Below are 13,113 nucleotides of genomic sequence, written 5' to 3'. Positions count from 1 at the left end.
TTTTATTATATGCTAACTCACACTGAGATGCCCACAATTACGTTACAATTTTTGATAGAAAGCATGGCGGGTTGCTTATCTTACCATATTTATCTAATTTTGAGCAGAAAATTTAGGTTTTTTTTACAATTGACGAGGGAGGCAAAATCGAGCATAATATATTCAGATAACTTAACTTAATCAGGGAGCGGACACCCTATATTGTGCATAACCCCCCAAATTATTATAGTTGATTGGATTAGTCGATATGTCTGAATCTAACCTAAACAAATGTGCTGTCATTAAATTGTGTATCCCCGGTAATAAACAACCAGATCATCCTGTGTTTCAGTATGATTTATCGGCGGCTAAAGAAGTTATTTTGGGTCGTGGTAAAGATGCTCAGATTGTAGTTGATTCTCTTCAATATACAATGGTATCGCGGTATCACGCTAAAATTAAGCCAGTATTAGAAGGTTCTGTGGAACTGTGGGAAATTGAGGATCTTAATAGTGTCAATGGCACTTTTATTAATGGTGTGCGTATGGTGGTAAATCATCCCCTCCAAGCAGGCGATCGCATTAAACTTAGTGAGGATGGACCCGAATTTGTATTTGAATATCAAACCAAGCCTCAGCCGCCAACTTCTGATAATTCTCTCCCACCCATTGCGGAACCGATAATTGAGTCGGAACCTGAACCTGTAGCGGAGTCGGAACCCGAACCGATAATTGAGTCGGAACCCGAACCGATAATTGAGTCAGAACCCGAACCTGTAGCGGAGTCAGAACCCGAACCTGTAGCGGAGTCAGAACCCGAACCGATAATTGAGTCGGAACCCGAACCGATAATTGAGTCAGAACCCGAACCTGTAGCGGAGTCAGAAGGGGAAGACGAAAAGAGTCAGAGTAAGATTTTCGGGATACAAGCAGGGGAAATATCAGCACCGGGTCGAAGTTTGTGGACTCTGAACCCAGAAGCGGATATCCGAACTTTAGGGGGACATTCTAACTCAGTGCGATCGGTTGCTTTCAGTGGAGATGGTAAAATGTTAGCCAGTGCGAGTGCTGACAAAACCGTTAAACTTTGGAACCTGAGTAATGGGGAAGAAATCCGCACATTTGAGGGACACAGATCAGGAGTTAACGCAGTTGCTTTCAGTCCCGACGGTCAAATTATAGCTAGTGGTAGCCAAGATAAAACCATCAAACTTTGGGATATTAATACAGTAGAAGAAATCCAATCCTTAGCGGGTCATAAAATGGCAGTTAATGCTATTGCTTTTGCGCCGAATGGTGAAATTATCGCCAGTGGCGGTGGTGATAAAATCGTGAAATTATGGAGTCGCGAAACTGGTTTAGAAACTCTCAATATATCAGGACACAGATTAGCTATAACTGCCTTAGCCATCAGTCCTAATAGTGAAATTATCGCCAGTGGTAGTGGAGATAAAACCATTAAACTATGGCAGGTAAAAACAGGGGAGGAAATCTTGACTATTGAGGGTGGTAAAACGGCGATTAATGCTCTGATGTTTAGTCCAGATGGCAAAATTTTAATTGCTGGAATTGATGATAAAACGGTGAAAGTTTGGCAATGGGAAACGCAGACAGAAATCCGCACTATTTCCGGTTATAGTTGGCAAGTAGGACGATCGCCATTAGTCCCGATGGACAAAATCTAGCTAGTGGTAGTGAAGACAATCAGATCAAAATTTGGTGTATCTAAGATTTACAAAATGTTAAAAGATTAACCCAATCCAGGGAATATCTACTAAAATGGAGTAGAGAGTTTCCAGTATAATAGCAGGCGGCAGATTCATGGCTGAACTAACCTTAGAGTGGGCAGAAGAGGGAAGGTTGAATAGCGCCAGTATTCGAGCCAACCAACCCAGCAAACATCCGGGAGTTTTCCGTATAGGTAGAGATGGGAGTCGCTGTGATTTAGTGTGCGTGGATCAGACGGTATCCGGTCTACATATCGAAATTTTTTTTAGTCCAGAGAATCACCAATTTTATCTACGATCGCTACGGGAAAGTAACCCGCCAATTGTAGATGGTAAATTGCTACCTGTGGGTGAGGAACCCCTAAATAATGGCAGCCATATTCAGTTAGGAAATATAGATTTTAAAGTCACAGCGATCGCCGCTGGAACCCAGCCAGTGTCGGGAGGGTTAGAACTACCGCCACCACCACCGGAACCGCCACCACCGCCGCCAGTTTCTCCGGTTAAGAAAGCATTACCCTGGTTGGGTGGAGTGGTATTAATGATCGGCTTGGGATGGGGAGGATTTTGGGTGTATAAATGGCAGGCTGCTGCACCGATCAGAAATGCGATCGCGGAGGCGGAACAAGCACTAGACCAGGGAGCTAGTTATCATCAACAGGGTAATATGGTAGCATCCCAGGAGTCTTATGAGACTTGTAAAACGGCATTAACCATAGAACCGACAACTACCGGGATGACACCTGTATTAAAATCCGAGTTAACAAGACTGTTAAAAAGTTGTGAGGATGGTCATGCGGCGGTGTTAATGAAACAGGCGAATAGTTTAGCGGAAGCGGGTTCTTGGCGGGGTGCGATCGATATGGCTTTACAGGTTCCCGAAAATACTTCTTCCTACTCAGAAGCGCAAAATTTCTTTAAGCAAGCATCTCAACGGATGGAGGAATTAGCGCAGGAACAATATCGCCAAGGTAATTATCAGCAGGCGGTAAAAATTGCTGAAGCTATCCCCGAAACGAGTCCCAACGCCGCCAGAGTTAAGCAAGAACTTTCCCAATGGGAGCAGGAGTGGAATCGGAATGAGAATTACCTAGAAAATGCGAGACAGGCGTTGAACCGAGAGGCTTGGAGGGAGGCGATCGCCGAAACTGAAAGGGTAGCATTATTGGAGGAACCACCGCGACAAGATAGCGAATATTGGAAACAAAAAGTGCAACCAATTATCGATCGCGCTAATGATCAGAAACGGGAGGAAGAAAGACGCATTGCGGAACAACAGCGCCAAGAAAGGCTGAATGCGGAAGCAGCAGAAGCGAGGAGACTAGCGGAGGAAGCCAAGCGAGAAGCGGAAGCCGCCAAGCGAGAAGCAGAAGCCGCCAAGCAAGAAGCGCAACGACAAACCAATCAGCCACAGCCACAGCCACAGCCACAGCCACAGCCACAGCCACAGCCGCAGCCGCAGCCACAACAAACCAATCAGCCACCCGCAACCACGGGAGATGTTCCACCACCTCCAGCAACACCATCAGCAATTCCTGAGCAGGTAGAAGGTCCTCTGCTGTGGTAATAGGCTAAATTAAAGTTAAGTTTTGGGGATTCGATTATGTCTTTAAAAACTGATAAAATCGCGACTAGAATACAGGAAATTCACAGATTTTTGGGGTTGAGAAGTGACCGAGACCCAGCTTATCTGGAAATTGCCAAAACCCTGGAACAGCTAGAGTCTGAGTTAAACAGCGGAAAACTGAGAGGTAAAATTGTTAGTAGTTCCCCGGAGATAGGCGAGAGTTTTTACAATCTATTAAGCGATCGCCCTAATTTGTTAGAATCCTATGAATGGGAAACTCAGGTAATCAGCCAAACCCGACCCCAGTTATCTCCAGAATTAATTATTGTTGATGGATTAAGCGGGTCAGAAATCCAGCGTTATCCTCTTTCGGAACATGAGATTATCCAAGTGGGTCGCCATCGTAGTTGTCGGGTAAAAATTGCCAATGAGTATCATTTGATTAGTAACAAACACGCGGAAATTAAACCCATTTTTAACGGTAATATTCGCGGCTGGGAAATTAACGATCTGAACAGTACCAATGGCAGTTTTATTAATAATGCGCCGCTAGAAAATCATCATTTATTAACTGGTGATGAATCGATTTTTTTGGGTTCTGCAATACCTATTACAGGCTGTATTTGTTTACATCTGCAAGCATCACAGCCAGTTAATCCATCAATGAACAATGGAGCCAGCGCCAAGGCGTTAACTGATGGGGATATACTATATATAATCATTGATGAGGAACAGCTACTCTCAGAGAGTCATAAATCGGCAATTCAGCAAGCAATTAAAAACCAAATAGAGCATATATTTGTAATTTTAGATTGTCAAAAATTTGAGGATATATATAACAGTTTAAATACCGAATATCCTGGGGTTGAGGTAATCGATTTACCAGGAGATTTGGCAGCATATAATCCCGGAGATATTGAAGCAGAAGTGAAGCAGAAACTAGATAAACATTATGATTTTTTAGAAAAACTGGCAGCCAATCAGGGAGAAAAATTATTATTAAAACGCTTCAGCCAAAATATTCTTGAAAAACTAGAGGCGATCGAACAGGTTTTAGAACGAGAAATTGAGGCAATTAAACAGAGTTATCAACAAATGGAAGCACAGCTTAGTCTTTTACAGGCTAATGATTTAAAAGATGATATGAAAAAGGCTTTAAAAAAAGCTGGAGATGAGAAGGATAAGTTTTTCCGAATGCTTAAAAATGACTTAAATCAATCAAAAAATAATTTATTAGATGAGTTTAGGAAAAGTAGTTTATTCTATAAAATCCAACAGTTTACTGATGATTTACATTCCAGCGGAGTCCAGCGGGGCGGATATTTATATGTGCGACTACAAGCAGGAGATAATCCTAATGCTACGGGTCAATATCTGCACTTAAAAGCCATTCATGTTTGTCAAACAGAGTTGATAAAATGGTCTTCTGAAGAATGGCAAAGGATTGGTAATTTTTATGGCGGTGATGGTTTAAATGGGCTGCTAAAACGTATCTATGATATCCTGAACTTTGTGCCTAATTTATCATGGTCGGAATCCCTATTTCACCCCCCAGAAGATATAGATTTTAGAAGCATATTACAGGCTTCTGTGATTGAACCAACTTTTGAGAGTCGATATAAACAACCGAGTTTGTTCGGTTATTTATTTAAAAATCTGAAAGGTCAGGTAATATCTGGCGTGGGAACTATTATGCTGATGGGTAGTTTATTTATTCCAGCGGGTGGGGATGTCAAAGGTAGGATAGTGGCGATCTTGTTACCTATTTTTATGGTGACTACGCTGATATCTTATCATCAAGATAAAACCGCGAAAATTCAAGATAATACTGAAAAACTCAAGAAAGATATGAATAGCTATTATCAATCTTTTATTAAAAATGTCAGCAATAATATTGTCCAAAATATGGGCTATGCTTTAGAACAGGAGGAAAGAAGAATTAGAGATGATTTAGAGGCGGTTAATGAGTGCTATAATGCTTATTTACTCAATAGCGAAAAACATCAGTTAGAGTTGCGGATGCAAAAAGACCAATATCAATCTAGCCAACGGAATTTGGAAAAAGATTTCGCGGAAGTGCAAAAATTCAAGAGACTTTAATTATTAATCAGGGGATATTTTGACACCTAAGCGAGTTAAGTCTAACGCATAACCCCCAGTAACTAAATAAACGGAATCAGCATGAGTCCCCAGCAGTCGGACTAAACCCCCTAGCCGATCGCGAAAAAGGCGGCCCAAGGGATAAGGGGGAACCAACCCCCAACCGACTTCCTCAGCCACTAAAATCACGGGTCCAGTGACGGTTAATAAAACCTGTAATAACTCCGTAACCGCCTGTTCCCATTGTGATTCTTCCCAGTCCAATAAATTAGCCAACCAAGTCCCCAGAGAATCTACTAAAATACAATTATCCGCCGTTGCCACAGATGCTAAAGTAGTTGATAATGTGATGGGAACCTCTAAAGTTGTCCAATCGGAAGGGCGACGATCGCGATGTTTTTGAATGCGATCGCACCATTCGCGATCGTCATCATCAAAACCAGATGTGGCTATATAAATCACCGACTTGCGGTAATTTATAGCGTAATTTTCCGCCCAATTTTCCGCCCACTCACTCTTACCCGATCGCACCGGACCAGTTACTAAAATTAATCTTCCTGTATCAGTCATCCCAATTTTTTGCTAATTGTCAACAGTTACCAAAACCACAGGTCAGCCACCCATGTCTAAATGGAAACTAACAACCGAATTTACATTCGATAGCGCCCACTATATCAAAGATTACAACGGCCCCTGTGGTCGCCTCCATGGACACACCTATAAAGTCCGAGTAGAAGCCACATCAAACCAACTGCACGGATCCGAATTTTGTCCCCACCCGGTGATGGTTGCCGATTTCCGCAGCCTGCGATGGGCCAAGAAAGATGTCAGCAAAGGCGGACTTGATCACGGTCTTCTCAATGAAATATTACCCCCCAACTACGAAACCACCGCCGAAATGATTGCCAAATTTATCTATGATGAAACCAAAAAGCGAGTCCCAGAGGGAGTACAGCTAAAAGTCATGGTTTCCGAAACAGCCAATTCCTGGGTTGAGTATGAAGACGAAACCTGATTTATTATAATAGGCAAAAATAGGCAAAGACCTTGGTTTGATCACATGAAAGTTCAATTTAATATTATCCGGCAAACTGCTTCAAGCGCGCCGCAAGTGCAAAGTTATCAGCTAGATGTTGATCCAGCTACTACTATTTTAGATAGTCTAAATCGGATCAAATGGGAACTTGACGGCACTTTAGCCTTTCGCAAAAACTGCCGAAATACCATCTGCGGTAGTTGTTCAATGAGGATTAATGGTCGCGCCGCCCTAGCTTGTAAAGAAAATGTGGCCAGTGAAGTCAAACGCCTACAAGACATTGCTGCTGCTAATTCAAGTTATACAGGCGGCGATGAGATTCCTGTATTAACCATTGCGCCCATGGGTAATATGCCTGTAATCAAAGACCTAGTGGTGGATATGACCCAATTCTGGGATAACCTGGAAGCGGTGGAACCCTATGTTAGTACACAGGCGCGTAAAATTCCTGAGCGGGAGTTTCTCCAGACTCCCGAAGAAAGGGAAAGTTTGAATCAAAATGGCAATTGTATCCTCTGTGGCGCTTGTTATTCTGAATGCAATGCCAAAGAGGTTAACCCGGCTTTTGTCGGTCCTCACGCCCTGGCTAAGGCTCAGAGAATGGTTGCTGATTCTCGTGACGCACGCACTGAGGAACGTTTAGAACAGTATAACCAGGATATTCAGGGAGTTTGGGGCTGTACCCGTTGCTACAACTGCAATACAGTTTGTCCGATGGAAGTGGCTCCTATGGACCAAATTGGTAAGATTAAGCATGAAATATTAGAACGTAAGCAGCCATCTGATAGTCGTCCTGTGCGCCACCGTAAGGTTATGGTTGAACTGGTGAAGCAAGGGGGATGGGTTGATGAGCGTAAATTTGGCTTAATGGTTGTGGGTAACTACTTACGAGATGTCCGAGGTATTCTCAGTATTGGTCCTTTGGGTGTTCGGATGCTTTTACGGGGTAAGTTTCCGTTTAGTTTTGAACCTTCTGAGGGAACTAAAACAGTGCGATCGCTCATTGAGTCTGTCCAAAGTTTGGAGAAGGAAAAGCCATAATTTCCCTGAACAATTAGCAGATTAAGTTAGCAGATTAAGCTACTAGGGTGGGTTGAGCAGTCTCGCATAACCCGCCCTTACTGTTTCTAGAAAATATTGAGTAATTAACTATGAGTGCATTAGTTTATCAAGGTGATTGCCTTAATATCATCAGCACTTGGGAGAAAGATAGCATTGATTTAATCTATCTTGACCCGCCATTTTTTTCGCAAAAAACCCATAAATTAACAACTAGAGATAGCCGCAAAGAGTTTTCTTTTCAAGATTTGTGGTCTTCTCATCAAGAATATGGGAATTTTATCTATCAACGTTTGCAAGAAATGTGGCGAATTTTGTCGCCATCTGGGTCTATTTTTGTTCATTGCGATCGCCATGCTTCACACCTGATTAGATTGTTGTTGGATGATGTTTTTAGTCCGCAAATGTTTCGCTCTGAAATTATTTGGCACTATAAACGCTGGTCTAATTCCCAGAAAGCCTTGCTACCAGCACATCAAACTATTTTTTACTATACCAAATCTGATGATTATACATTTAATTTTATTTATGGCGAATATTCGGAAACTACCAACGTAGATCAAATTCTCCAGCGCCGAAAACGAGATGAATATGGCAAGTCTATTTATGACAAAGACCTAGATGGTAATATTATCCCTAGTGGCGGTAAGAAAGGGGTTCCTCTTAGTGATGTTTGGGAAATACCCTATTTGAATCCTAAAGCTAAAGAAAGGGTCGGTTATCCTACCCAAAAACCGCTGCTTTTACTGGAACAAATTATTAAGATAGCTACCAATGAAGGTGATTTGATTTTAGATCCTTTCTGTGGTAGCGGTACCACTTTGGTGGCGGCTAGTTTACTCGGACGAAATTCTGTGGGAATTGATATATCTACTGATGCTGTCGAATTAACTAAAAAACGTTTGAGTGACCCGATTAAAACTAATTCTAATCTACTCACTAAAGGTCGCGATTCTTACAAAAATGTTGATGAAAGTGTGTTAGGACTACTATGGGGATTAGATTTTGCTGTGGTTCACAGAAATAAAGGAATTGATGCAATTCTTAGGTCTGATGTTAATGGTTGTCCTATTCCGGTTAGGGTTCAACGTAATCATGAGACTATAGTTGAGGCGGCTAACTATCTCTATAACGCCTCAAAAAATAAGAATGCTTTAGTTATGTTTTTGATTGCGATAAATGAAGGGGGCTATTTTTCGGATTTGGTCAGTTTACCCCCAGGTGTTAGGGTTATTAATGCGCCTGGATTATCCATCCTCAATTCATTAAGCCAATTAGATGATTGACCATCCATCTAGTTACCCAACCACCTCCCCGGTTAATTAACCCAAGAAATGGGTTAAATCTCTAGAGTTATTTTACTCAAAAATTAACTATTTTCTGTGGCTTTAGCTAGACGGTTAGCTAAATCGATGATATCCTCTCGACGCGCGATCGCCTTGACCCACTCGGAAGGTATTTGTTCAAAGCCATAATAAATCCCTGCTAGACCTCCTGTAACCGCGCCAGTCGTATCGGTATCAGAACCTAAATTAACTGCTGTTAGGACAGCTTCAGCATAGGAAGAAGTGTTTAATAGACACCACAGAGATGCTTCTAAGGTATGAACTACATAACCATCAGAGGCGATCGCATTTTCCGGTAAACTTTTAATTTCACCAGTCCACACTCGTTTCAACTCTGATAATTCAGACTTAAAGGGTGGTTTAGTATAAATAGCTTTAACCGCTTTAAGTCCTTCAATATAGGCGGTTTTAATATCCATACCCTGTAATAAACCCACAGCAATACTAATGTAAATACCACAAGCCATTTGCGATCGCGGATGACCATGGGTAAGGCGAGAACAGTCGTGAACCCGTTTAATTAATTCGGGAAATTCCAGGGAATTATAACCATAAGCCAAAGGTAAAATTCGCATTAACGAGCCATTCCCATTATCACGAATATCTGTTCCTCCTGCTGCTATAGGTTCCACCCCTTCACGCAATCTACTAATCGCCCTGTAAGTAGTCCCACCAATATCAAACGCATTACCATAAGGTGTCCAGTAACCCTCATACATCCACTTACAAAAAGCCTTAGCTATCTCATGCAAATTATAGCCATTACAGAGACTTTCAGCCAAACAAAAAGTCAGAGAACTATCATCAGACCAAGTTCCTGCGGGTTGATGGTAAGTACCATAGCCGACCATAGTTGTTATCGGTTTTTCTTGACAATCACTGCGGCTATTAAATTCTACCGGAACTCCCAGAGCATCGCCTACACAGACTCCCATTAAACCAGACAAAACTGGAGAATATTGCATTATTTTACCTCAATTGACTTGCTAACTTTTTGCCTCAAATTTGCCAATTCTTCGGAAATTTCAAGGGTCGGGAAAATCGGATGATCAAACCTACGACATTCTGGGGGAAGACTGGCAACCGAGGCGGCGGTGCGTTCAGCAATGGCGGCTAAAGGCTCTGGCTGATTGACCAGTTTTCCGTCTTTCATGACCAATTGCAATAAGCCGATAGATGATGGATTAATACTCTCGCTTTCGTCCATTAAACAGAGGCGATCGCCTTTCATTTTACCCCCTTCCATGAGCCGATAAATTTGCTTACGTCCCGGATAAGTCACCTTACTACTAGACTCTTTCATCACCGGAATACCATCAATTTCTACCAGCTTATAAACTCCATTAACTGGAGTTCCACTCACCAGTTTAGTCCCAATTCCGTAGCCATTAATAGGAGCCTCAGCCCCTTTTAAACGAGCAATTTCTACCTCGTCAATATCCCCACTAGCAAAAATTTCCACCTCTGGTAATAGCGATCGCACTTGTTTAGATAATTCTACCATATCTCCCGAGTCTAATCTTACCCCCTGCACCTGAATTTTTCCAGCTTTGACCTGTTCAGCTAACCGTTGTGCTGCTTTCACCGTGTCATAGGTATCAATTAACAAAGGTGCGCCGGGGAAATAATGGTGAAAAGCCTCAAAAGCCGCATCTTCATTTTCATCAATAGCAGCGATCGCCATTACCAAAGCATGAGCCATTGTTCCCCTTGGTTTTCTACCTAATTTCAAAGCCGCCAACACATTAGAAGTACCATCAAAACCCGCCCCCAAAGCCGCCCGCGCCGCCCACAAAGATGCTTGGGGACTAAAAGCCCGCCGAGTTCCAAACTCCAATAATTTCGCATCAGGTCCCGCTGCATCGCGCATTCTGGCTGCTTTGGTAGCAATTAAAGTTTGATAATTTATGGTATTTAAAAGGTAAGTTTCTACAATTTGAGCTTGCCATAAAGGAGCCTCAATTCGCAAGATTGGTTCATTCGCAAATACCGCCGTACCTTCCGGGACAGCCCACACATTCCCGCTAAATTTGGCTTCGGCTAACACCGACCAAAAGCGATTATTAACATTCCTGAAAATTTCCAAGGATTGCAGTTGTTCAATTTGAGATGAGTTAAACTTGAGGTTTTCCAAATAGTCTAATGCTTGGGTTAAACCCATAGCTATTAAGTAACCAAAGTTATCCGGTAACTTTCTGGCGAAAAGTTCAAAACTGGCGGGTTTATTCTCAATTCCTTCCCCCACATAACAGGCTGTCATTGTTAATTGATACAGATCTGTTAGTAAGCTATACTCATCAGGACTTAAAGACATAGCACGGTCTTCTGATGCAAAGTCCATGGGTTAGATACCTTGATATATATACTGTCTTTTCTAATTATATAGCAATTGGCGATGTACATCTAAACTTCCCTCGCCCTATCTGACTATTTGAGACAGAGGTTGGGGTGAAGGCGACGGATATCATCATGTAGGGGCGGGTTCCGCCCCCCCTCTCACAGGGGGCTGTTAATTACATATAGCACTGACAAGATTCATAAACCCGCCCTCTGGGGTGAGGGAAATTTACGGTGCATATAATTAATCCCAGCACTAACCCCTAAAGGTTAAACATTAATTAAGATTTGGTTAATTTTGGCTAAATTCCTGGTCAGAGCATTAAACCATGATAGACTTATAAATGGAGACTAGCATCTACAGAAGGCTAACGGCAAAATATCATACAATGAGTTAGGTTGAAAAAATTAGTCATGAACGTTTGTATTGAAGATTGCACCCCTCGGTCTACATCGGTATTTTCACATACAAATTTGCGCTTAGAGTCTAGCCTACAAGAATTGTCTCTGTATGACTTTCAAGTAGATCTAGATCAAGTGGGAATGGTGTTGGCTAAAATGTTTGAAACTAACCCCACTATCCCCGGAGTTATTTTAAACCATGATAGCCAGTTTATTGGCATGATTTCCCGGCGGCGTTTTTTGGAGCATCTCAGTCGTCCTTATGGTCGGGAACTGTTTTTACCTAGGTCTATTCGAGCCCTCTATAAATTGTCTCAGGTGGAGTTATTAATACTTCCCGGAGATACTCTGATAGTTGATGCAGCACGGCTGGCTATTATGCGATCGCCTGAACAAATTTATGAGCCGATTATTGTACAAATTTCCGAGAGTGATTATCGGCTATTAGATACTCAACAACTATTAATTGTTCAGTCTTTTATTCATCAACTAGCCACCGAATTATTACAAGAACAAACCCAGTCCCAATTAATGCAAACTGAAAAGTTAGCAAGTCTAGGTCAAATGGTCGCGGGAGTGGCTCACGAAATCCGTAATCCTGTAGGCTGCATTGTCGGAAATACTCACTGTTTAACTCAGTATTATGAAGATATTATGCAGTTAATTAACGCCTACGAACAGGAATTAATTACTCCCCGACCAAGTATTGAAGAGTTAAAAGAAGATATTGATTGGGAATTCCTCAAAAATGATGGCTTGCAAATGCTCAAAAGTATTCAAGTTTCTTCTGAACAGTTGAACCACCTAGTCAACAGTTTACGCACCTTTTCCCACATGGAGAATAAACAGAGGCGGGAGACAGATATTCATGAATGTTTAGACAGTACCCTGATCATCTTAAAAAACCGCCTAAAAGTTGGGATTGAAGTTATTAAAAATTATGGAAATTTACCCAAGTTTTTGGGTTATTCTGGGCTGCTAAGTCAAGTATTTATGAATCTGTTGGCTAATGCGATCGATGCTTTAGAAGAAACCGCCAATCATAGCCCTAATACTGCCAAAATCTGGATTTCCACCCATGTAGCGGATAGTTGTCCTTCCCAATTACGATCGCTCATAATTCCCCCCAAAAATCACCCAGAATATCCCCAAAATACCGAATCATCAGAAGACCCATCAACACCGAATAGCCAATATATTGTGATTCGGATTACCGACAATGGCCCTGGCATCCCCAAAGAAATCCAAAACCGGATTTTCGATAACTTTTTCACTACCAAGTCCGCCGAAAAAGGCACAGGTTTAGGACTAGCAATTAGTCATCAAATTATTTACGAGAAACATGGTGGTTGTTTGCATCTCCTTTCCACCCCCGGAGTCGGCACCGAATTTGAGATAGTCTTACCTTTGATTTAGGAGTATGATATAATCCGGTAAGTACCCCACCCACATACATCTAAGTAAGTATTAGGTACAAACAGCAATGGCGGTAAAGACTAAGCCAATTTCCCTATCAGCCTCATTAACCAGACTAGACTTGCGGTTGATTTTCCCACAACCG

The 13,113-nt window shown here is 42.0% G+C and carries 11 protein-coding genes; 8 read left to right on the top strand and 3 right to left on the bottom strand.

Going from position 1 to position 13,113, the window contains the following annotated elements:
• The first annotated feature begins 247 nt into the window (after positions 1 to 247).
• The 4 genes from NLZ44_RS11315 (at position 248) to NLZ44_RS11300 (ending at position 5,372) form a co-directional block, all read left to right on the top strand.
• The gene (locus tag NLZ44_RS11315; RefSeq protein WP_493752814.1) at positions 248 to 1,663 is read left to right on the top strand and encodes a WD40 domain-containing protein; all 1,416 of its coding nucleotides are present in this window, start codon (positions 248 to 250) and stop codon (positions 1,661 to 1,663) included.
• Positions 1,633 to 1,707 carry a hypothetical protein gene (locus NLZ44_RS11310; RefSeq protein WP_493752987.1) on the top strand — a complete coding sequence of 25 codons (75 nt, stop codon included), beginning with the start codon at positions 1,633 to 1,635 and terminating at the stop codon, positions 1,705 to 1,707. The genes NLZ44_RS11315 and NLZ44_RS11310 overlap by 31 nt, the downstream gene beginning before the upstream one ends.
• A gap of 92 nt (positions 1,708 to 1,799) precedes the next feature.
• A complete protein-coding gene (locus NLZ44_RS11305) occupies positions 1,800 to 3,272 on the top strand; it encodes an FHA domain-containing protein (RefSeq protein WP_493752813.1) in 1,473 nt (490 codons plus the stop codon).
• Between the two features lie 36 nt (positions 3,273 to 3,308).
• Entirely contained in the window at positions 3,309 to 5,372 is a 2,064-nt protein-coding gene (locus NLZ44_RS11300) for an FHA domain-containing protein (protein ID WP_493752812.1), read from the top strand.
• A gap of 3 nt (positions 5,373 to 5,375) precedes the next feature.
• On the opposite strand, the gene cobU is transcribed toward NLZ44_RS11300, so the two are convergent.
• Positions 5,376 to 5,942 carry a bifunctional adenosylcobinamide kinase/adenosylcobinamide-phosphate guanylyltransferase gene (gene cobU, locus NLZ44_RS11295; RefSeq protein ID WP_493752811.1) on the bottom strand — a complete coding sequence of 189 codons (567 nt, stop codon included), beginning with the start codon at positions 5,940 to 5,942 and terminating at the stop codon, positions 5,376 to 5,378.
• Between the two features lie 52 nt (positions 5,943 to 5,994).
• On the opposite strand from cobU, the gene NLZ44_RS11290 reads away from it, so the two are divergent.
• From NLZ44_RS11290 to NLZ44_RS11280, 3 genes are all read left to right on the top strand, one after another.
• Positions 5,995 to 6,387: a 6-pyruvoyl trahydropterin synthase family protein gene (locus NLZ44_RS11290; RefSeq protein ID WP_006670643.1), complete on the top strand. Its 393-nt coding sequence runs from the start codon at positions 5,995 to 5,997 to the stop codon at positions 6,385 to 6,387.
• A 45-nt stretch (positions 6,388 to 6,432) separates the two neighbouring features.
• A complete protein-coding gene (locus NLZ44_RS11285; protein WP_008048708.1) occupies positions 6,433 to 7,449 on the top strand; it encodes a succinate dehydrogenase/fumarate reductase iron-sulfur subunit in 1,017 nt (338 codons plus the stop codon).
• 110 nt (positions 7,450 to 7,559) lie between these two features.
• On the top strand, positions 7,560 to 8,753 hold the full coding sequence (locus NLZ44_RS11280) for a DNA-methyltransferase (RefSeq protein WP_006624986.1): 1,194 nt from the start codon (positions 7,560 to 7,562) through the stop codon (positions 8,751 to 8,753).
• Between the two features lie 83 nt (positions 8,754 to 8,836).
• Here NLZ44_RS11280 and NLZ44_RS11275 read toward each other — a convergent pair whose 3' ends face one another.
• Positions 8,837 to 9,778 (bottom strand): ADP-ribosylglycohydrolase family protein, encoded by a 942-nt coding sequence (locus tag NLZ44_RS11275; RefSeq protein ID WP_493752810.1) that lies wholly within the window; start codon positions 9,776 to 9,778, stop codon positions 8,837 to 8,839.
• On the bottom strand, positions 9,778 to 11,154 hold the full coding sequence (locus NLZ44_RS11270; RefSeq protein ID WP_493752809.1) for a nicotinate phosphoribosyltransferase: 1,377 nt from the start codon (positions 11,152 to 11,154) through the stop codon (positions 9,778 to 9,780). The genes NLZ44_RS11275 and NLZ44_RS11270 overlap by 1 nt, the downstream gene beginning before the upstream one ends.
• 410 nt (positions 11,155 to 11,564) lie before the next feature.
• Here NLZ44_RS11270 and NLZ44_RS11265 point away from each other — a divergent pair, with 410 nt between their 5' ends.
• The gene (locus tag NLZ44_RS11265; RefSeq protein WP_493752808.1) at positions 11,565 to 12,968 is read left to right on the top strand and encodes a sensor histidine kinase; all 1,404 of its coding nucleotides are present in this window, start codon (positions 11,565 to 11,567) and stop codon (positions 12,966 to 12,968) included.
• Positions 12,969 to 13,113 lie beyond the last annotated feature (145 nt).

The organism is Arthrospira sp. PCC 9901, assembly GCF_059013425.1.
Note: the sequence above shows the minus strand (reverse complement) of the source record. Positions and strands in the feature narration are given on the sequence as shown.